We start from the raw sequence: 21170 nt of genomic DNA, 5'->3' as shown, positions 1-21170 counted from the left end.
CCTCTGGTCATCGCGGTGTCGGTCCCGAACCCGCATTCGTATTAGCCCCGTGTCAGCCGGCCGAGCGCCGCGCGCGCTCGAGCAGCCATTGCGCGCCGGCGCGATCGCCGCCGACGTCGAGCAGCGTCGCGAGATGCGTCAGCGCCTCGTGATGCGTCGGCCGCAAGTACAGCGCCTTCCGGTAGAACTCGCCCGCTTCCGCGACACGCCCGCGCGCATCCGCGATCAGTCCGTTCAGGTAGAACGCATCGGCATGCGGCCCGACGCGCGCCGAGAACTGCGCGAGCACGCGCTCGGCTTCGTCGAACGCGCCTGCGTTCGCGAGCGCCTGCGCATCCTCGAGCGTCGGCGCGACTGCTTCGGCAACCGGTGCGGCCGGCGCGAGCGCGTCGGCTGTCGCCGCGACCGCCAGGTCGGCCCGCGCGTCGAACGCGGCCGTGCGCACGACCGGCGGCGGCGGCGCGAATGACGGCAGCCCGTTACCGAGCCACACCGGCGGCGTGACGGCCAGCACCGAGCGCGTCGCCGCGAGCGGCGCGACGGTGAAGCGCTCCGCACGGCGGTACGGCGCGACCGGCCGCGCCGCGACGGCATCGACGGCCGCAGCGGCAGGCTCGCGATGGAACGCGAACGCCAGCGGCACACGTGCCGAGCGCATCCCGTGCCGCATCGCGACGCCCGTCTCGGCCGGCCCGACGAACAGCATGCCGTCGTCGGCGAGCCGCTCGTCGAGCGAACGTATCACGCGATCCTGCGCGTCGCGGTCGAAGTAGATCAATACGTTGCGGCAGAACACGAAATCGTAGCGAATGCCGGTATCCGCGACCGGTTCGATGAGGTTCGCGTGACGGAACTGCACGCATGCGCGCACGCGCTCGTCGAGCAGCCAGCTGTCGCTGGCCGGCGTGAAATGCCGCGCACGAAACTCCGTCGCGGTGCCGCGAAACGCGTTGCGCCCGTAACTGCCGCGTCGCGCCTGCTCGATCGCGCGCGCGCTGAGGTCGATCGCGTCGATCGTGAAGCTGGCCGGCTCGAGCCCCGCGTCGAGCAGCGCCATCGCGGCCGAATACGGCTCCTCGCCCGTCGAGCACGGTGCGCTCAGCACGCGGATCACGCGGCCCGGCGTCGCGGCGAGCCGTTCGGCCGCGAGCCGCGCGAGCGTCGCGAAGGCCTCGCGGTCACGGAAGAACCACGTCTCCGGCACGACGAACAGCTCGATCAGCGCGCGCCGCTCGTCGGCCGACGCGTTGAGCTGCTGCCAGTACGCGTCGAGCGCTTCCTGCGTCACGGGCGGGCGCGCCGCCGACGGCAGGCGTTCGCCGTCCGCCTGCAGCGCATGCACGCGCTCCGTCAGCGCACGGTTCATGAAATCGTTGCCGAGCGAATCGGGGTCGATGCCGGTCTCGCGCACCAGCCAGCCGCGAAATCGCGAATCGGACTCTTTCATGCGGACTCCCCCTCGTGGCCCGGCAGGCCGTCGAACAGATACAGGCGCGCAACGTCATCGATCAGGTCGGACACCGACACCTGCTGCACGACGCCGTCGGGCGTATTCGCGACGAGCCCGAGCCAGCGCGTGCGCGCGGTCGAGATGCCGCTCGCGCGGAACGCCGCGCGATCGATACGCATCGTCTGCGTCGCGCGTTCGACGACCAGGCCGATCACGCGCTCGTCGTCGGTGTGGCCGGCGCGGTAGCGAACCATCACGAGCCGCGTCGAGCGCAGCGCATGCGCGCGCCGCCCGAGCGCCAGCATCGGCACGTCGATCACCGGCACCGGCTCGCCGCCGCGCATCAGCAGCCCGGCGATCCATTCGGGCGCGCCGGGCACGGCCTTCGTGATCGCGAGCGGCAACACTTCCTCGATGCTGGCCGCGTCGAGCGCATAACGCTCGCCGTCGAGCTCGAACATCAGGAACAGCGCGTGCGCGCCGCTCTGTGCGTCGACGCGCGTCACGCGTCGACCTTGAAGCGCGACACGCTGGTGCGCAACTGATTCGCGACCAGCGTGAGGTCGTCGATCGCCTGCGACGACTGGCGCAGCGACTCGGCCGTCTGCTGCGCGGCCTCCGACAGTTGCGACAGCGCCTGCGTGATCTGCTCGGCGCCGTTCGCCTGCGTCTGCATCCCTTCGTTGACCATCTGGAAGCGCGGCGCGAGCGTCTGCACTTCGGCGATGATCTGCGACAGCTGCCCGCCGACCTGCTGCACGTCGAGCATGCCGCGACGCACTTCCTCGGAGAACTTGTCCATCCCCATCACGCCGGCCGACACGGCCGACTGGATTTCCTTCACCGTCTGCTCGATGTCGTAGGTCGCCACGGCCGTCTGGTCGGCAAGGCGGCGGATCTCGGTCGCGACGACCGCGAAACCGCGGCCGTACTCGCCGGCCTTCTCGGCCTCGATCGCCGCGTTCAGCGACAGCAGGTTGGTCTGGTCGGCCACCTTGGTGATCGTCGCGACGACCTGGTTGATGTTCAGCGCCTTCTCGTTGAGGATCGCGAGCTTCGCGTTCACCGAGCCGGCCGCGTCCATCACGCTGCGCATCGTCTCGCCCATCCGCGTGAGGCCGCTCTGGCTCACGCCCGCGAGCGTCGCCGACTGCTCGGCCACGCCGGCCACCTCGTTCATCGTGCGCAGCAGGTCGCGCGACGTCGCGAAGATCTCGCGCGAGGTCGCGCCGATCTCGGTCGTCGTCGCCGCGGTTTCGTTCGCGGTCGCCTGCTGCTCGCGCGACGTCGCCGCGATCTCGGCGACCGACGTCGTCACCTGCAGCGACGACTGCTGCGCGCGCGAGACGAGCTCGGTCAGCTCGTCGGCCATCCGGTTGAAGCCCGTCTCGAGCGTGCCGAATTCGTCGCGGCGGCGCAGGTCGAGACGGCGCGTCAGGTTGCCGGTGCGCATCACGTCATGTACCTCGACGAGCCGCGCCATCGGCTTGGTGACCGAGCTGAACAGCCCGTAGCCGAGCCCGAGCGCGGACAGCAGTACGATCGCCAGCGCCGCGGCGAGCACGACCTCGGTGTCCTGCACGGATTCGCGGATCAGCTTCGCCGACTGCTCGGCGAACTTGCGGTTTTCCTGCACCAGGATGTTTGCGTTGCGCACGACCTCGGTCCACGCGGGCAGCGCTTTCGCATACGCGGCGACCGCGTCGCTGTGCGACGTGCGGCTCTGCTGCACCGCGTCGTTCAGCAGCGGCAGGTAGCGGTCGTACGCGCCGCGGAAGGTCGCGAAGCGTTGCCGGTCGTCGTCGCGGAACGTCGTGGCCTGGTAGTCGACCGACAGCGCGTCGATTTCCTTCACCGCGTCGCTGATCTTCGCGAGGTCGCGGCGCACGTTTTCGGGGTCGGTTTCGACGAAGATCGCCTGCTGCAGCAGCGTGAACGATTCGTTGACCGAACCGCGCAGCGACGACGCGAGGTACACGCCGGGCAGCGAGTCGCGCTCGATGCTGACGGCTTCGCTGTTGATGGCGCGCAGTCGCTCGTACGACACGCCGGCTGTCACCAGCATCAGCACGAACAGCACGCCGAAGCTGAGCAGGATGCGATTGCCGAGCGTCAGCCGGGCAGCGCCGATCGTCGGATGCAGGCTTTCATTGGTCGCGCGGGGCGTCACGGTGGCCATGTTCGTTATGGGCTTTCTAAAATCAGCGTTGAAAAAATCCGCGCCCGCCTGCGCGCCGGACGGCGCGCCACGAGCGCATCGGGGTCTGCGGACGGCGCGGCGCCGGCAGGCCGCGCCGCTCAATCACCGCTCCGCTTGCGCCGGCAGCCGAAGCGCGACCATGAAGCCGCGCGCCGTATTGCGCATCAGGATCTGGCCGCGATGCCGCGCCGCCGTCTCGCGGACGAACGCGAGCCCGAGGCCGAAGCCGCTGCGCGCCGCGCCATGCGCGGATTCGAGCTGCACGAACGACTCGGTCGCGGCCGTGCGCTGCTCGGGCGCGATGCCGGCGCCGGTATCCTCGACACCGATCAGCCATGCGCCGTCCTCGCCGCTCAGCGTGCAGTGCACGTCCGTGCCGGCCGGGCCGTACTTCAGCCCGTTGTCGATCAGGTTCGCGACCGCGCGCGTCAGCATCATGCGGTCGCCCTTCGTCACGCACTCGGTGTCGGGCACGTGCGCGACGACCCGGCTGCCGAGCCCGGCCGCCTTCTCCCACAGCTGGTCGGCTGCATCGAGCACGATCTCGTTGAGGCTCACGACCTCGTGCGCGCGCCGCTCGGACTGCGCGCGGGTCAGGTGGATGAAGCCGTCGGCGAGCGCGAGCGCGCGCCGCGCATGGCCGGCGATGCGCTCCATGATCGCCGGCATGTCGCCATGTTCGGCCCGGTAGACGTCGAGCAGCGCAAGGATCGACGTCTGCGGCGAACGCATGTCATGCGAGAGGAAATCGAGCGCCTCGTCACGCTGCCGCGACATCAGGTACGAATTCGAGTGATAGCGGATGCGCGCGGTCAGCTCCATCGCGTCGGGGAGCTTCACCAGATAGTCGTTCGCGCCGGCGATGAACGCCTCGCGCTTGACGATCGGCTCCTCCTTCGCGGACAGCACGATGATCGGCACGCGCGCGGTGCCGGCGTCCGCGCGCCAGGCGCGCACGAGATCGAGGCCGTCGATCTCCGGCATCACGAGATCCTGCAGGATGACCGTCGGCTTCACGTCGCGCGCAACCGCCATCGCCCGGTGCGCGTCGGTGCACACGTGCAGGTTGATATCGTGCTCGCTGCGCAGCGCGCGGCGGATCACCTCGCCGACGAACGGTTGATCGTCGACGAGAAGGACCGATAACCCCGATTCAAGACAATCCGAGGCATTTTCACCGCTCGATTCTTTCATAAATACAGTTTCAAACGCCGAAACTCCAATCGATTCTTTCATAGGAGTTGTTTATCCGACTTGGACACTATCTTATATTGGCAGTTGATAAACCCGCCTGACTCCGCCGATTTGGCCTGTCGGCATTGCTTTACGGGGCTCTGGGCGCCGATTTCTCCCCCGTCGGCCGCCACATTACCTCCGCATTCTTTCTCTCAATAAACATAACCGGCTGATTCTAAATGAAAATAGAACACAGCATCTATCTCCTTCCGGTTTAGTTTTGCCAAATATGCAGAAATAACCGATTCAGATAAATCAGATCATTTCCGGATTCGAAACACGATAACGTTTGCGTGGTCGGCGCCATGAGGCTTGCATGCGCTGCAAGGCTGGTGGTCGATCGTAATCGGGGCCGGATTGAAAGAGGGCGCATCGGCGAGTCGGCGGACAAAAAAACGGGCCGGCAGAAGCCGGCCCGCGTGAGCGCGATGCGTGGCCGCCTATCCGCGCGCGTGCTGCGCGGACACTTCCTGCAGGTCGAGGTCGCGTTCGAGCATGTGCAGCATCTCGTCGTGGATGTGGCCCGAACGATGCAGGCGCAACAATTCCGCGCGCCCGGCGCGGATCGCGGCCAGCACGACGTCGTAGTGCGCGATGCGCACTTCCGCCGGATACTCGGGCTCGTCCTTCGCCCGCTCGGTCAGTTCCGCCCGATACGTGTATTGCTCGAGCAGGCGCGGATGAATCACGACCCCGTTCTCGTCGCGCACGAGCGGCTGGATCGCCGCGAGTTGCGCGGCCTCGACGTACGCCCACGTCTGCGGCTCGCTCAGGTGATGCGCGGCGCGCTCCTCGTGCTGCGGCAGGCGCAGCAGCCGGATCAGCGGCCCGATCGTCGTGCCTTGCAGCAGCACGGTGACGAGGATCACCGCGAACGACGCGACCAGGATCACGTCGCGGCCGGGCAGCGCCTCGGGCAGCGACAGCGCGATCGCCAGCGTCACGACGCCGCGCATCCCGGCCCAGCTCATGATCGTCGCGGCCTTCCAGTCCGGCGCATCGCCGCGCCGCGCGATGCCGCGCACCGGCCACTTCAGCCCCTCGACCGCGTAGATCCACACGAAGCGCGACACGATCACCGCCGCCAGCACCGCGAGCACGGGCGGCACCATCGTGCCGAGCACCTGTTCGAAACCGCCGAGCCGGTGGATCGCGCCGCGCAGCGACAGCCCGATCAGCACGAACACCATCGCTTCGAGCAGGAACACGATGACCTGCCAGAACGCGGTGCCGCGCGTGCGCACGGCCGCCGAGAACACTTCGTGCTGGTGCCAGCCGACGATCATGCCGGCCGTCACGGTCGCGATCACGCCGGACACTTCGAGCATTTCGCCCGCGATGTACGCGATCCAGCCGACGATCACCGCAACGGTGATCACGAGATAGTCGTCGTCGAGCTGCTTCAGGAACCACACGACGAGCTTGCCGACCACGAACCCGACGACGACACCGCCGAGCCCGAGCTCCGCGAAGCGCACGACCGCATGCTCGAGGCTGAACGCGCCCGTGAGCGCGGCCGCGACCGCGAAACGGAACAGCACGAGGCCGGCCGCATCGTTCAGCAGGCTCTCGCCTTCGAGCAGCACCATCAGCCGGCGCGGCAGCGCGACGCGTTCGAGCACGGCCTTCGCGGCGACCGCGTCGGGCGGCGACACGATCGCGCCGAGCGCGAAGCACGCGGCCCACGGCAGCGACGGCGCCACCCAGTGCACGGCGAAGCCGACCGCGAACGTCGTGAACACGACCGCGCCGACTGCCAGCAGCAGGATGCCGCCGACGTTGCGCTTGAACTCCTCCCATACCGAGAAGTACGCGCCGTCCATCAGCAGCGGCGGCAGGAATACCAGCAGCACCAGTTCGGGGTCGAGATTGATCGGCGGCAGGCCCGGGATGAACGCAATTCCGATGCCGCCGATCAGCAGCGCCGCCGCGGGCGGCAAACGCAGCCGCTTGGCGATGCATTCGAGCGCGACGATCGCCAGAAATGACAACAGAACCAGCTTGAATGCCGAGACGGGAGACATGAATCGACCTCGTGAAGAATGAATTCGCGCGTTCCGGCGTCGTACTCCGGTCGGCAGTTTGGCGCGATTACATCACGAGGCGAGGCTCGCAGTCGAGTGCGTTCGGGAAGCCCGCCACACGGCGTGCGGCTCGCTGCGCGCAGCACCATGAAAAACGGCACGCGGGCCGGCACGATCGCCCGCCCGCGTGCCGTCGCGGCACTGCGCTGTCCCGTGCGTGCGCTACCGGCGCCGCACGACCATCAGCCGCGGTTCGGTCATGTCCTCGATCGCGTAGCGAATCCCTTCGCGGCCGAGGCCCGAATCCTTCACGCCGCCGTACGGCATGTTGTCGACGCGGAACGACGGCACGTCGTTGATCACGACGCCGCCGACCTCCAGCTCGTCCCACGCGCGCTGCGCATGCGCGAGCGAATCCGTGAACACGCCGGCCTGCAGCCCGAAGTCGCTGTCGTTCACGCGCGCGAGCGCATCGTCGAACCGGTCGAACTTCTCGAGGATCGCGACGGGCCCGAACGCCTCCTTCCGGTACAGGTCCTGCTCATGCCCGACGTTTTCCAGCAGCGTCGCCTCGAACATCGCGCCGTCGACCTTGCCGCCCGCGACGACCTTCGCGCCCGCCGCGACGGCCGCATCCATCCAGCCCGACAGCCGGCGCGATTCGGATTCGGAGATCATCGGGCCGACGAACGTCGTCGGATCCTTCGGATCGCCCATCTTCAGCGAGCGCGTCTTCGCGATCAGCTTCTCGCGCAGCGCGTCGTAAAGATCGGCATGCACGAGGATCCGCTGCACGCCGATGCAGCTCTGGCCCGACTGGTAATACGCGCCGAACGCGAGACGCTCGACCACGTAGTCGAGCTGGTCGCGCTGGTCCGCATCGACGATCGCCGCCGCGTTGCCGCCGAGTTCCAGCACGACTTTCTTCTTGCCGGCCTTCTCCTTCAGCGCCCAGCCGACGGCCGGCGAACCCGTGAACGACAGCAGCCTGAAACGCTCGTCGGTCGTGAACAGGTCGGCGCCGTCGCGATGCGCGGGCAGCACCGAGAACGCGCCCTTCGGCAGGTCGGTTTCCGCAAGCACCTCGCCGATGATCAGCGCGCCGATCGGCGTGCGGCTCGCGGGCTTCAGCACGAACGGGCAACCGGCCGCGAGCGCCGGCGCGACCTTGTGCGCGGCAAGGTTCAGCGGGAAGTTGAACGGCGAGATGAACGAACACGGGCCGATCGGCACGCGCTTCACATAGCCCGTGTAGCCCTGCGCGCGTGCGGAGATTTCGAGGTTGATGATCTCGCCGTCGATGCGCACCGATTCCTCGGCTGCGACGCGGAACGTGTCGATCAGCCGCGTCACTTCGCCCTTCGAATCGTTGATCGGCTTGCCGGCCTCGATGCACAGCGCCTCGGCCAGCTCGTCGAAGCGCTCGCGAAAGCGCGCGACGCAATGATCGAGCACGGCCTGCCGCTTGTAGGCCGGCATCTCGCGCATCGGCTTCGCGGCATCGACTGCCGCGCCGATCGCCGCATCGATCGCCTTCGCGTCGGCCAGCGCGACGCGCGTCGCGACCTTGCCGCTGAACTTGTCCGTCACGTCCAGATCGGTGTTCGCGTAGACGGCTTCGTTGGCGAGGTAGTACGGATAGGTTTCCTTCAACATGGAACGACTCCTTCCTGTGAACGGGGAATTCAGAGTTGCGCCGACAGGCGCTTGATCTCGCGGTTCAGCACGCGCTCGTTGTCCGAGTAGTCGATCGGCACGTCGATCACGTGCACGCCCGGCGACGAGAAGCACTCGCGCAGCAGCGGTTCGAGATCGTCGGCCGACTCGACGCGATGCCCGTGCGCGCCGTAGCTTTGCGCATACGACACGAAATCGGGGTTCTGCAATGTCATCGCGTAATCGGGGAAATTCATGTTCTCCTGCTTCCAGCGGATCATCCCGAACGCGTCGTCGCGCAGGATCATCACGACGATGTCGAGCTTGAGCCGCACGGCCGTTTCGAGCTCCTGCGAATTCATCATGAAGCCGCCGTCGCCGCACACGGCGATCACCTTGCGCTGCGGATGCACGATCTTCGTCGCGATCGCCGACGGCAGGCCCGCGCCCATCGACGCGAGCGCATTGTCGAGCAACAGCGAGTTCGGCTCGTGCGCGCGCCAGTAGCGCGCGAACCAGATCTTGTACATCCCGTTGTCGAGGCACACGATCCCGTCGATCGGCAACGCGTTGTACAGGTCGTTGACGATGCGCACCGGATACATCGGGAAGCGCGGATCGTGCTGGCCCTTCTCCAGATGCGCGTCGAAATGCTCCTTGATCATCGCGAAACGCGCGAAATCCCAATGCGGCTGCGGGGCAATCGCCTCTTTCATCTGCCATACCGCGTTCGCGATGTCGCCGACCACCTCGATCTGCGGGAAATAGACGGGATCGACCTGCGCGCCGAGGAAGTTCACGTGGATCACGGTCTTGTCGTCCGCGCGCATGAAGAACGGCGGCTTCTCGATCACGTCGTGCCCGACGTTGATGATGCAGTCCGCATGCTCGATCGCGCGGTGCACGAAGTCGCCGTCGGACAGCGTCGCGTTGCCGAGCCACAGCGGATGCGACTCGTCGATCACGCCCTTGCCCATTTGCGTCGTGAAGAACGGGATGCCCGTCTTGTCGACGAATTCGCCGAGGATCTTGCGCGTCGTCTTGCGGTTGCCGCCCGCGCCGATCATCAGCAGCGGATGGCGCGCGGCCTGGATCGCATCGACCGCGTGCGCGACGGCCTTCTCCTCGGCGATCGGCCGCCGGCTGTAGCTGCGCGGAATCGGCTTGCCGTCGCCCTCCTCGTGCGCGATGTCTTCCGGCAGTTCGAGGTGCGCGGCGCCCGGGCGCTCTTCCTCCGCGCGGCGAAACGCCTCGCGCACGGCCGACGGGATGTTGCCGATCGACACGATCTGCCGCGTGAACTTCGTGAGCGGCTGCATCATGTCGACCACGTCGACGATCTGGAAGTGGCCCTGCTTGCTGGATTTGATCGGCTTCTGCCCGGTGATCATCAGCATCGGCATCCCGCCGAGCTGCGCATACGCGGCGGCCGTCACGAAGTTCGTGGCACCGGGCCCGAGCGTCGCGAGACACACGCCGGTGCGGCCCGTCAGGCGGCCATAGGTGGCGGCCATGAACCCGGCCGCCTGCTCGTGCCGGGTCAGCACGAGCTTGATTTTCGATCGCCGCAGCGATTCGAGCAGATCGAGGTTTTCTTCGCCTGGAATGCCGAACACGTACTCGACGCCTTCGGCTTCCAGCGCCTTCACGAACAGATCCGATGCTTTCATGGGGGACTCTCGGTTGATGCCGCCTGCCCGGCCTACGGACGCGCGACGTACATGACGCGCGCCGGCCTACGGCACGCGGACGCTTTACCTACTGGACACAAACCACGGCACTGCCCGCCGCGCGAACATGACGCGCAGCGGTGCCCCCGGAATACCGGGGGACGAACGGATCCGCCCGCACGCAGCGAGCGCGCACGGGCGGCAAAGACGTTTTTGATTGTAGACGGATTCGCACCATTCCGACGTTGACCGGCAGCCGGCCTCGCGTGCGGCACATCCATCGGCCTGATGGCCATCAAGCCGACAAACGGCGCATGCGGCCTTATGGTGAAGACCATGCACACCACTCAAGACTGTGAACCATGGTTGACACACCGCTATCGATGACATACAGTGCTCCAACATTCAGCATCCGAACCACCGACGTGTTCGACGCATGGTTCGCCGCGCTGCCCGATCGCATCGCGAAGCGTCGTATCCAGGCGCGCATCGACCGTCTGTCGATGGGCAATCCGGGCGACTGGAAATCCGCCGGCGCGCCGGTCGTCGAGATGCGGATCGACCACGGCCCCGGCTATCGCGTCTATTACGTGCGGCGCGGCACGATCTGGGTGATCCTGCTCTGCGGCGGCGACAAGTCCACGCAGCAAGCTGACATACGCGCCGCGCACGCGATGCTCGGGCATCTCGATATGGAGTGATCGATGGACAAGATCAGCACCCGGCCGTGGGATTCGGCCGACCACCTGAAGACCGAAGACGACATGGCCGACTACTTCGAAGCGTGCCTGCAGGAAGCCGGCGACGATCCGGCCTTCATCGCGCACGCGCTCGGCGTGATCGCACGCGCACGCGGCATGTCGCAGGTCGCGCGCGACGCGGGCCTGTCGCGCGAAGGGCTGTACAAGGCGCTGTCGCACGACGGCAACCCGAGCTTCGGCACGATCCTGAAGGTCATCAAGGCGCTCGGCCTGCAACTGCACGGCTCGAAAGCGCACGCATGATGCGCGGGCATGCGGCAGCGCACCTTCTGCGCGATGCCCGCGGCCGCGTCAAAGCCACCCGGCCGCCCAGCGCGGCACCAGCGACACCAGGTACAAACCCAGCCCGATCAGCCCGCCGACCAGCGTGCCGTTGATGCGGATGTACTGCAGATCCTTGCCGATGTTCAGCTCGATCTGCCGCGACATCTCGCGTGCATCCCAGTTGCGCACCGTGTCGCGGATGTGACGCATCAGGAAATCGGCGAAATCCGGCGCCATCTCGTGCACAGCCTTCTCGACGTGTTCGTTCAGCGACGCGCGCAGCGCCGGGCTCTCCGCGAGCCGCGCGCCGAGCCAGCCGCCGAGCATCGCGGCCTGCCGGTGCAGCGTCGAATCGGTGCGCGCGAGATCGGCCTTTAGCCACGCACGCAACTGGTCCCACAAGTCGCGCGCGTAGTCGTTGAACGCATCGCCGTCGCGGATATAGCGCTTGATCTCCTCGCCCTTCTCAATGAACGCGGGATCGTGCTTCAGCCGCTCGGTGAGCCGCGCGACCGTCCGGTCGAAGCGCTGCCGCAACTCGTGCTCGGGGTCGGCCGCCACGCCTTCCAGCACGCGGCTCACCGCGCTTGCGAGCATCCGCGCGCCGTTCTCGCCGAACCACTGCGTCGGCATGATCTTCTCGACCTTCGGGTACTGCGTCTTCAGCCATTCGACGATGAAGCCCGCGATCACCTCGCGGTTCTCCTCCTTGTCGAGCACGTCGACCACCTGTTCGATCGCGTCGTCGAGCAGCGCCTGGTGGCGGCCGTCCTTGGTCAGCGTGTCGAGAATCGCACCGGCCGATTGCGACAGGTCGACCCGATCGATCACCGCGCGAAACGCGTCGTGGACGAACGACTGGATCCGCGCGTCGTCGGTCATGTCGAGCGCGAAGCTCATCAGCTTCGTCACGTAGCCGCCCAGCGCGTCGGTGTTCGCCGGCTTGCCGAGCCACGCGCCGAGTTTCTGCGCGGGATCGTGCTGGCGGATCTGCGCGGCGAGCGCGTCGGGGCCGAGGAACTTCTCGCGGACGAACACCGCGAGGTTGTCGGCGATCTTGTCCTTGTTCTTCGGAATGATCTCGGTATGGCGCGACACGAACGGGATCGGCACGCGCCGGAACAGCGCGACGACCGCGAACCAGTCGGCGAGCGCGCCGACCATCGCGGCCTCGGCCACGGCCTTGACGCCGTCGACCCACGGGCCGCGCGGCAGCAGGATCGTCGTGACGAACACCGCGACCGCGGCGAGCAGCAGCCACAGCGCGCGGCGCTTGCTTCGTTTCAGTTCGAGGGCTTTGTCTGGGGTCATGGGCAACCGGCGATGCAGGCAATGCCGCCAATATGCACCGAGTCGGCGGCCGCTACCAAATGCCCGGCCCTTTTTAACGGCCTGCCCGTGGCGGCAATCGGCTGATCGACCGGACCGTTCCCGCCCCGCTTTTCCGCCAGGACCCGGCCCGTCTCCGCGCTGGCTGCAATCCTCCCCGAGCGCCGCCACGACACGTCGAATCGCCCGCTCAGCCGCGCCGGGCGGGCTGTCTCTCAATTTCGTGTTTACCCGGATAGCACGACGTCGTCGCGTCCGCTCAGACTGTATTCACATTTCGAGACAACGTCTCTTATATAGAGACAACCATCATGCTCAAGACACTCAGCAGCGCACTGCAACTGATGCAGTACTTCACCGCCCGGCAGGCCGTATGGGGCGTCCGCGAACTCGCGAAGGAAAGCGGCGTGCATCACGCGATCGTCCATCGCGTGCTCGCGACGTTCGCGGCCGAGGGCTATCTCGTGCAGGACGATGCGGGCCGCTACGCGCTCGGGCTGCGCTGGTTCGAGATGGGCGAGATCGTGCGGCGTTCGCTGTCGCCGTCGCAAATCGTCGAGCCCGCGCTGCACCGGCTCGCACAGCAAAGCGGCGAAACCGTGTTCCTGTCGCTGCTCGACGGCTACGAAGGGCTGTGCCTGGACATCGCGCACGGCGACCAGCAGTTGCGCTTCTCGATCGAGGAAGGTCAGCGTTTCGCGCTGCATGCGGGCGCGCACGGCAAGGCAATGCTCGCGTTCCAGCCCGATTCGATGCGCGACGAAGTCTTCGCGCGAGCGGCGAAGGCCGGCCAGACGGTCGACCGCGCGGCCATCGAAGCGCGCCTCGACGTGATCCGCGAGAACGGCTGGGCCTACACGCGCGAAGAAGCCGCCACCGGCGTCGCGGGCCTCGCGGTGCCGCTCACCGCGAAGGGCAGCCGCTCGGTCGCCGGGTCGCTCGCGATCTCGGGGCCGATGCAGCGCCTCGACGAATCGGCCATCCCGCGCCTGCTCGATGCGCTGAACGACGCGCGCCGCAAGATCGAAAGCGTGCTCAGCCTGATGCGCTGAGCATCGCCACGACCGCCCCAGCCATCGCCGTACCGCCCCGACACACCAGAACAAGCTACAGGCATCAAGAGGAGATACCCATGAACACCCTGCAAGACGCGCCGGCCGGCGACCCCGCCGCGCCCGCCGCCCCGCGCGTCCGTTTCGCCGAACCCGTGCTGCTGATCGTGTCGGTCGTGCTGTCCGTGCTCGGCGCGATCATCGGCATGCAGCTGATCGTGTCGCTCGGCATCTCGGCGAACACGTCGATCATCGGCGCGCTGATCGCGATCGTGTTTTCGCGCATCCCGCTCGAACTCGCGCGGCGCTTTCGCGTGCTCGAACGCCAGAACCTCGTGCAGACGGCCATTTCGTCGGCCACGTTCGGCGCGGCGAACTCGCTGATGATCCCGATCGGCGTGCCGTACGCGATGGGCATGCCCGAACTCGCGACGCCGATGCTGATCGGCGCGCTCGCCGCGATGCTCGTCGACGGCACGATGCTGTACCTGCTGTTCGGCAGCCGGATCTTCCCGGCGACGGGCAGCTGGCCGTCGGGCGTCGCGACCGCCGAAGCGATCTGGGCCGGCGACCGCGGCGGGCGCAAGGCCGCGTTCCTCGGGATCGGCGTCGCGGTCGGCGTGGCCGGCGCGTGGCTCGGCATTCCGATGTCCGCGTTCGGCGCGGCGTTCCTCGGCAACCTGGCCGCGCTGACGATGTTCGGCCTCGGCCTGCTGATCCGCGGCTACTCGGTCGCGCTGACGGGCGTCGACATCGCGAAGGCCTACATCCCGCACGGCGTGATGATCGGCGCGGGCATCGTCGCGATGCTGCAGGTGTCGTCCGAGATCCGACGCGCACGACGCGCGCCGGTCGACGAAGCCGGCACCGGCGACGTGTCGCCGCTTCGCGCGGGCCGCATCCTCGGCCTCGGCTACGTCGTCTACATGCTGATCGCGCTCGTGATCGTCGGCTGCACCGGCGGCTTCTCCGAGATGTCGACCGGCATGCTGATCGTGTTCGTGCTGTATGCGGCGTTCTCGGCGTACATCCACGAGCTGATCGTCGGCATCGCGGCGATGCACTCGGGCTGGTTCCCGGCCTTCGCGGTCGCGCTGATCACGCTGACGATCGGCATCCTGATCGGCTTCCCCGCGCCCGCGCTCGCGGTGCTGGTCGGCTTCTCCGCCGCGACCGGCCCGGCGTTCGCCGACATGGGCTACGACCTCAAAACCGGCTTCCTGCTGCGCGGTTCGGGCCAGGACCCGGCGCTCGAAATGGCCGGCCGCCGCCAGCAGTTCCTCGCGGCGACGCTCGGGTTCGTCGTCGCGGGCATCGTGGTCGTGCTGTTCCACCACGGCTTCTTCAGCCGCGACATGCTGCCGCCGGTCGATCGCGTCTATGCCGCGTCGATCAAGGCCGGTTCGTCGTGGGACATCGCGCGCGACCTCGCGATCTGGGCCGTGCCCGGCGCGCTGCTGCAGTGGCTCGGCGGCGCGAAGCGGCAGCTCGGCGTGCTGCTGTCGACCGGCATGCTGCTCACGTCGCCGCTCGCGGGCTTCGCGGTGCTGTTCGGCCTCGCGATCCGCTTCATCCTGCTGCGCACGCGCGGCGAACGCGACATCGCCGAGATGAGCGCGTTCGCGGGCGGCGTGATCGCGGGCGATGCGCTCTTCAGCTTCACGCGCTCGCTCATCAAGCTCAAGTAATCCGTTTCACCGACAGGACTTCAGATGGACATCACTGCAATCCGCGCCGATACGCCGCTGACCGCATCGACGATCTACCTCGATACGGCCGCCGCGTCGCTGCCGCCCGAGCCCGTGCTCGATATCGTCAACGACTATCTGCGCGACACCGGCCGCGTCGGCATCTACCTGCCCGCGTTCCGCAAGGCCACCTATGCGCGCGTCGATGCCGTGCGCACGCAGCTCGCTGCGTTCCTCGGCGCGCAGGCCGACGAAATCGCGTTCACGAAGAACGCGACCGAGGCGATCTCGATCGTCGCGCAGGGGTTGCGCTGGCAGCCGGGCGACGAAGTGCTCGTCGCCGATACCGAAATGCTCAGCAACCTGCTGCCATGGAAGCGGCTCGAAACGACACACGGCATCGTCGTGAAGATGATCGCCGCGAACGAGGAAGGATTGCTGTCGCCGGACGCGTTCGCGCAGGCGATCACACCGCGCACGCGCCTGCTCACGTTCTCGCACGTGCCGAACTCGTCGGGCGCGCTGCAGGACGCCGCCGCATTGTGCGCGGTTGCCCGTGCAAACGGTGTGCTGTCGCTCGTCAACGCGTCGCAGAGCGTCGGCATGGTCGAGACCGACGTGTGCGCGCTCGGCTGCGATTTCCTCGCCGGTTGCGGACGCAAGGCGCTGCGCGCCACCGAAGGCTCGGGCTTCCTTTATGTTCGGCGCGAGCACATCGATGCGCTCGAACCAGTGCTCGCGGGCTGGTGGAACGGCGCATACGACCGCACGACCGGCGCGCTGTCGTTCGTCGCCGGCGCGAAGCGCTTCGAAGCCGGCTGCCCGATCGTGCCGGCGATCCTCGGCCTCGGCGCCGCGCTCGACTATGCGCAGCGCATCGGCGTCGCGCAGATCGAGGCACGCGTGCGCGACCTGACCGCCTACGCGGTCGAGCGCTTCGCGACGCTGCCGGGCTTCGAGCTGTACGGCCCGCGCGATGCGTCACGCCGCATCGGCATCGTGCCGTTCAACCTGCGCGGCATCGATCCCGCGACGATCGTCGCGGCGCTCGAAACGCAGCACTGCATCATCGAAGCCGGCAACTTCATGGCCGACGCGATCCTCGCGCGCTACGGCGTCGCGACGATGGCGCGCGTGTCGCTGCACTACTTCAACACCCGCGAAGAAATCGACCGTGTCGCCGAGCTGATCCGCGCGGCGGCCCGCTGACCCCTCCCCGACTACCGATACAGGAGCCACCATGACCCAACGCTTTCTGCTGATGAGCAGCTCCCGCAAGGACGCGCTCGGCTATCTCGAACACGCGACCGAACAGATCCACGCGCTGTTCCGCCACGAAGCGCGCAAGATCGTCTTCGTCCCGTATGCCGGCGTGTCGTTCAGCTTCGACACCTACGAAGGCATCGTGAAGCCGGTGTTCGAGAAACTGGGCTACGCGCTCGAATCGCTGCATCACAGCGCCGATCCGCGCAAGACGATCGAGAACGCCAACGCGATCGCAGTCGGCGGCGGCAACACGTTCGCGCTGCTCAAGCGCATGTACGACGCGAACATCGTCGATGCGATCCGCGCGCGCGTGCATGCGGGCGTGCCGTATGTCGGCTGGAGCGCGGGCAGCAACGTCGCGTGCCCGACGATCCGCACGACCAACGACATGCCGATCGTGCAGCCGCAGACGCTGCGCGCGCTCGGTCTCGTGCCGTTCCAGATCAACCCGCACTTCATCAGCGGCAAGCCGGTCGGCCACAACGGCGAGAGCCGCGAGGAACGCCTCGGCGAATTCCTCGACATCAACGCGCCCGAGCAGGTATTCGCGCTGCCCGAAGGGTCGGCGCTGCTGTCCGACGGCACGACGGGCACCGTGCTCGGCGAGCGCGGCGCGCTGCATTTCGCGAGCAAGACCGACGTGCGCACGCTCGCGGAAAACGCGACCTTCCCGCTCGCATCGATCACGGGCCCGGCCGGCATCGACCAGTGGCTGGCTTTCCGGCAATAAGCGCCGGGCGCGACTTTTAAAAAAACAGTTCCATACAGGTTAGGAGACCTTTTCATGAAGAAGCAGCTTGCCGGACTCGCGCTGTTGGCCGGCGCGACAGGCGTCGCGCACGCACAGTCCACCGTGACGCTGTACGGCGTCATCGACGTCGCGATCGGGTATCAGACGCACACCAACCCGTCCGGCGATCGCACGATCGGCCTGCAGCAAGGCAACGAGGGTTTCCTGTCCGGCAGCCGCTTCGGACTGAAAGGCAATGAAGCGCTCGGCGACGGCTGGAAAGCCGGCTTCACGCTGGAAAACGGCTTTCTCGCGAACAACGGCAAGCTCGACCAGCAGGGTCAGTTGTTCGGCCGGCAAGCATTCGTGAAGCTCGGTCACGAGCGTTGGGGCGAGCTCGCGCTCGGCCGGCAGTACACGACCGGCAACACGATGCTGTACTACGTCGATCCACTGGGCGTGGGCGCCGCGCCGACCAATTCATGGCAGGTCTACCTCGTCGGTCAGCGCTACGACAACGCGGTCAGCTACACCGGCACCTACGGGCCGATGCAGGTGATCGCCGAGTATGCGTTCGGCGGGATCGCGGGCGACACGCGCGCACGCTCGTCGATGTCGCTCGGGCTCAAGTACGAATCGGGCCCGGTCACGGTGATCGGCGACGCGCAGCAGACGCGCGACACGCAAAGCCGCCGCGCGCGGATCTACCTCGCCGGCGCGAAGGCCGCGATCGGCAGCGTGAACGTGTTCGCGAACTACCTGCACAGCGATCGCGACGCCGGCTTCGATTCGTCGAACGGCGGCACCGACACGGCGTCGATCACGAGCATGGCGTCCGGCTCGCCGACCGCCGCCGTCACGATCAACTCGGTGTTCGACTCGCATCGCCGCGACGACTTCTTCACGGTCGGTGCGAGCTGGCGCGCGACGCCCGTGTGGAACTTCGTCGTCGCGGGGATGTACAACCGCACGCTCGCCGACGGCTTCAACGGCGCGCGCAGCACCGTGTACGGCGTCGCCGACTACAGCCTCAGCAAGCGCACCGACGTGTACGTCGCGACCTCCTACGAATGGACACGCGGCGGCTGGTCGGGCCTGTTCGGCAACACGACGACCAATGCGGCCGCCGCGCACGGCACCGCACTCAACGGCCGCAACGAGCAGCTTTCCGTGCTGCTCGGCCTGCGGCACTTCTTCTGATCCACCGCGCATTCGACCGATGCGGCCCGCGGCGCGGCGCACGACCGCCGCATCGGCAACCTGAATCAAGAGGCATTCGATGGCACTGAAACAGACCCTCGTCATTTTCGACGCGCTCGACGGCGCGACCGTCAACGGGCAGCACATCGCCGCGCTGTTCGCGCCCTATGCAACACACGGCGTGACGGTCGAGGTCACCACGGTCAACAACGAACCGCCGGAAGACACGACGAAGACCACCGATTTCATCCGGATCGTGATCCCCGGCACGCGCGGCAAGACGGCCGGCGGCGATGCGCGCACGCTCGGCATCGTCGGCCGCAACGGCGCGATCGGCGCGCGGCCCGCGAAGTTCGGGATGGTGTCGGACGCAGATGGCCCGATCGGCTCGCTCGCGGCTGCGCTGAAACTCGCGCAGATGAAGGCGAACGGCGACGTGCTGCCCGGCGACGTGGTCGTCACGACGCACCTGTCGACCGACGTGTCGATGAGCGAGAACAACGGCGTGCCGTTCATGGGGATGCCGGTTTCGTCGGCGACGATGAACCGCTACGAAGTGACGCCCGACATGGACGCGATCCTGTCGCTCGATGCGTCGAAGGGCAACCGGATCGTCAAGCAGCGCGGCTTTGCGCTGTCGCCGACCGCAATGCAGGGTTACATCCTGCGGATGGCGCCCGATCTCGTTTCGATCATGGAATCGACGACCGGCATGCCGGCCGTCACGTTCCCGATCTCGCTGCAGGACATCACGCCGTACGACAACGGGCTGTCGCACTTCAACAGCATCATGCAGCCGCACGTCGGCACCGATAAGCCCGTCGTCGGCGTTGCGATCACTGCACGCGCCGTCGTCGGCGGCAGCGATTCGAGCGCGAGCCACGAAGTCGATCTCGCCGAAGCCGTACGCTTCTCGGTCGAAGTCGCGAAGCGCTTCACGGCCGGCGCGTGCGAGTTCTACGACGCGAACGAATGGCGCAAGATCCGCAACGTGTATCCGGACCTGAGCGTGTTCCAGGGCTACGGCAAGGCCGCATAACGACGCCGGACGCCGCGCGGCCGGACGATCGGCCGCGCGGCGCTTTCGGCGTTACAGGAAGGCTTTCAGGTTCACCGCCGGATCGGCAAGCTTCACCGGATCGGGCACGGCCCCCGCCGCGATCAGCCGGCGCGATGCGCCGATGTCGCGCCCCAGGTTCGCCGCGGCCACCGCGACGATCCTGCCGTCGTCGCCCAGCCCGAACACGGTGAACGGCCCGCTCGCCGGATCGCCGCGCACGACGATCGTGCGTTCGCTGCCGAACAGCCCGAGCATCTGCAGGTTGCAGTCGTACTGATCGGACCACAGCCACGGCAGCTCGGCATAAGCGTCGTCCGCGCCGAGCATGTTCGCGGCCGCGACGGCCGGCTGGTTTTCGGCAACCTGCCACGATTCGATCCGCACATGACGCCCGAGCAGCGGATTGAAATGCATCGTCACCTCGCCCGCCGCGAAGATCGCGGGATCGGCCGTGCGGCAGCCCGCGTCGACGCGTATCCCGTTGTCGACATCGAGCCCGGCCGCCTGCGCCAGCTCGACATTCGGCACCACGCCGATGCCGACCACGACGATGTCGGCCTGCACGTCGCCGCGATCGGTCTCGACGATCGCCCCGCCCGCCGGCCCACGACGGATCGCGCGCGGCAGCGTCGCCATCTGAAAGACCACGCCGCGCGCGTCGTGCAATTCACGCGCATACGCGCCGACGACTTCCGGCAACGCACGCTGCAGCAAGCGCGGCGCCGGGTCGATCACCGTCACGTCGCAACCGAGCTGGCGCGCCGCGGCCGCCACTTCAAGGCCGATGAAGCCGCCGCCAAGCACCGCTACGCGGCGGCCCGGCACCAGTTGCGCGCGCAACGCACGCGCATCGGCCACCGTGCGCACGTAATGCGGCTCGATACCTTCGTCGATCGCGCCGCCGAACGTGCGCACCCGCGAACCCGTCGCGAGCACGAGTCGCGCATAAGGCAGCGCAGCGCCGTCGTCGAGCCGCACGCGCTGCGCATTGCGCTCGATCGCGTCGACACGCGTGCCGAGCCGCAGCTCGATGCGCTGCGCGTCGTACCACACCGCATCGCGCACGAACGCACGCTGTTCGCCGCCGTCGGTCAGCAGCGCATCCTTCGACAACGCGGGCCGGTCGTACGGCAGCTCGCGCTCCGCGCCGATCATCACGATGCGCGCATCGGCATCGCGCTCGCGCAGCGCTTCGGCCGTGCGCCGCGCCGCATGGCCCGCGCCGACGATCACGAACGGGTCAGCCGACATTGACTTCCACCTGCCCGTCGACGATCCGGATCGGATAGGTCCGCACCGGCTCGGTGATCGGCGCGCATTTCGGCGCGCCGGTACGGATGTCGATCAGCCCCTGGTGCAGCGGGCATTCGACGCAGCCGTCCTCCACATAGCCTTCGGACAGCCGCGCGTGGCCGTGCGTACAGAGGTCGTGCATCGCGAACAGCTCGTCGCCGATCCGGAACACGGCGATCGGCTTCTGGCCGGCGACGCGCGCCGCCGGTTCGTCTTCGGAGAATTCGTCGAATGCGCCGAGCGGATGCCACTCGGCCAGCGTTGCTTCGGTCATGTCGTTTCCTTGCTTCG

Annotated in this window: 18 protein-coding genes; 8 read left to right on the top strand and 10 right to left on the bottom strand. The window is 67.5% G+C overall.

Annotation, left to right across the window (positions count from 1 at the left end; all coding sequences use genetic code 11):
• Positions 1–52: 52 nt before the first annotated feature.
• From BBJ41_RS31795 to BBJ41_RS31765, 7 genes are all read right to left on the bottom strand, one after another.
• Entirely contained in the window at positions 53–1447 is a 1395-nt protein-coding gene (locus tag BBJ41_RS31795) for a CheR family methyltransferase (RefSeq protein ID WP_069750106.1), read from the bottom strand.
• A complete protein-coding gene (locus BBJ41_RS31790) occupies positions 1444–1911 on the bottom strand; it encodes a chemotaxis protein CheW (protein WP_418222323.1) in 468 nt (155 codons plus the stop codon). Before BBJ41_RS31790 ends, BBJ41_RS31795 begins: the two co-directional genes overlap by 4 nt.
• A 41-nt stretch (positions 1912–1952) precedes the next feature.
• Entirely contained in the window at positions 1953–3629 is a 1677-nt protein-coding gene (locus BBJ41_RS31785) for a methyl-accepting chemotaxis protein (RefSeq protein ID WP_069750104.1), read from the bottom strand.
• 123 nt (positions 3630–3752) lie between these two features.
• On the bottom strand, positions 3753–4886 hold the full coding sequence (locus BBJ41_RS31780) for a hybrid sensor histidine kinase/response regulator (RefSeq protein ID WP_069750103.1): 1134 nt from the start codon (positions 4884–4886) through the stop codon (positions 3753–3755).
• A gap of 440 nt (positions 4887–5326) precedes the next feature.
• Entirely contained in the window at positions 5327–6910 is a 1584-nt protein-coding gene (locus BBJ41_RS31775; protein WP_069750102.1) for a Na+/H+ antiporter, read from the bottom strand.
• A 222-nt stretch (positions 6911–7132) separates the two neighbouring features.
• A complete protein-coding gene (locus tag BBJ41_RS31770; RefSeq protein WP_069750101.1) occupies positions 7133–8566 on the bottom strand; it encodes an aldehyde dehydrogenase family protein in 1434 nt (477 codons plus the stop codon).
• Positions 8567–8595: 29 nt separating this feature from the next.
• On the bottom strand, positions 8596–10236 hold the full coding sequence (locus tag BBJ41_RS31765) for an acetolactate synthase large subunit (protein ID WP_069750100.1): 1641 nt from the start codon (positions 10234–10236) through the stop codon (positions 8596–8598).
• A gap of 383 nt (positions 10237–10619) precedes the next feature.
• On the opposite strand from BBJ41_RS31765, the gene BBJ41_RS31760 reads away from it, so the two are divergent.
• Together BBJ41_RS31760 and BBJ41_RS31755 are read left to right on the top strand one after the other, a co-directional pair.
• Positions 10620–10937 carry a type II toxin-antitoxin system RelE/ParE family toxin gene (locus tag BBJ41_RS31760; protein WP_069750099.1) on the top strand — a complete coding sequence of 106 codons (318 nt, stop codon included), beginning with the start codon at positions 10620–10622 and terminating at the stop codon, positions 10935–10937.
• A gap of 3 nt (positions 10938–10940) precedes the next feature.
• Positions 10941–11240 (top strand): addiction module antidote protein, encoded by a 300-nt coding sequence (locus BBJ41_RS31755; protein ID WP_039344756.1) that lies wholly within the window; start codon positions 10941–10943, stop codon positions 11238–11240.
• Positions 11241–11288: 48 nt separating this feature from the next.
• Here the strand turns inward: BBJ41_RS31755 and BBJ41_RS31750 are convergent, their stop codons facing one another.
• A complete protein-coding gene (locus tag BBJ41_RS31750; protein ID WP_069750098.1) occupies positions 11289–12572 on the bottom strand; it encodes a DUF445 domain-containing protein in 1284 nt (427 codons plus the stop codon).
• Between the two features lie 329 nt (positions 12573–12901).
• Here BBJ41_RS31750 and BBJ41_RS31745 point away from each other — a divergent pair, with 329 nt between their 5' ends.
• The 6 genes from BBJ41_RS31745 to BBJ41_RS31720 all read left to right on the top strand — a co-directional run bounded on the left by BBJ41_RS31745 (position 12902) and on the right by BBJ41_RS31720 (position 19565).
• The gene (locus BBJ41_RS31745) at positions 12902–13642 is read left to right on the top strand and encodes an IclR family transcriptional regulator (protein WP_069750097.1); all 741 of its coding nucleotides are present in this window, start codon (positions 12902–12904) and stop codon (positions 13640–13642) included.
• A gap of 80 nt (positions 13643–13722) precedes the next feature.
• Positions 13723–15330, top strand: coding sequence for an OPT/YSL family transporter (locus BBJ41_RS31740; protein ID WP_122171969.1), 1608 nt, complete (start codon positions 13723–13725; stop codon positions 15328–15330).
• A gap of 24 nt (positions 15331–15354) precedes the next feature.
• Complete coding sequence (locus BBJ41_RS31735; RefSeq protein ID WP_069750096.1) at positions 15355–16539, top strand: aminotransferase class V-fold PLP-dependent enzyme; 1185 nt, start codon at positions 15355–15357, stop codon at positions 16537–16539.
• A 31-nt stretch (positions 16540–16570) separates the two neighbouring features.
• On the top strand, positions 16571–17326 hold the full coding sequence (pepE, locus tag BBJ41_RS31730; RefSeq protein WP_069750095.1) for a dipeptidase PepE: 756 nt from the start codon (positions 16571–16573) through the stop codon (positions 17324–17326).
• Between the two features lie 54 nt (positions 17327–17380).
• On the top strand, positions 17381–18526 hold the full coding sequence (locus BBJ41_RS31725; RefSeq protein ID WP_069750094.1) for a porin: 1146 nt from the start codon (positions 17381–17383) through the stop codon (positions 18524–18526).
• A 79-nt stretch (positions 18527–18605) separates the two neighbouring features.
• The gene (locus BBJ41_RS31720; protein WP_069750093.1) at positions 18606–19565 is read left to right on the top strand and encodes a DUF1177 domain-containing protein; all 960 of its coding nucleotides are present in this window, start codon (positions 18606–18608) and stop codon (positions 19563–19565) included.
• A gap of 51 nt (positions 19566–19616) precedes the next feature.
• On the opposite strand, the gene andAa is transcribed toward BBJ41_RS31720, so the two are convergent.
• Together andAa and andAb are read right to left on the bottom strand one after the other, a co-directional pair.
• Complete coding sequence (gene andAa / locus BBJ41_RS31715; RefSeq protein ID WP_069750092.1) at positions 19617–20837, bottom strand: anthranilate 1,2-dioxygenase system ferredoxin--NAD(+) reductase; 1221 nt, start codon at positions 20835–20837, stop codon at positions 19617–19619.
• Positions 20827–21153: an anthranilate 1,2-dioxygenase ferredoxin subunit AndAb gene (andAb, locus tag BBJ41_RS31710; protein WP_006479527.1), complete on the bottom strand. Its 327-nt coding sequence runs from the start codon at positions 21151–21153 to the stop codon at positions 20827–20829. Before andAb ends, andAa begins: the two co-directional genes overlap by 11 nt.
• Between the last annotated feature and the right edge of the window lie 17 nt (positions 21154–21170).

Origin of the sequence: Burkholderia stabilis (genome assembly GCF_001742165.1) — a bacterium.
Classification (GTDB): domain Bacteria; phylum Pseudomonadota; class Gammaproteobacteria; order Burkholderiales; family Burkholderiaceae; genus Burkholderia; species Burkholderia stabilis.
This window is presented reverse-complemented; position numbering and strand designations above follow the sequence as displayed.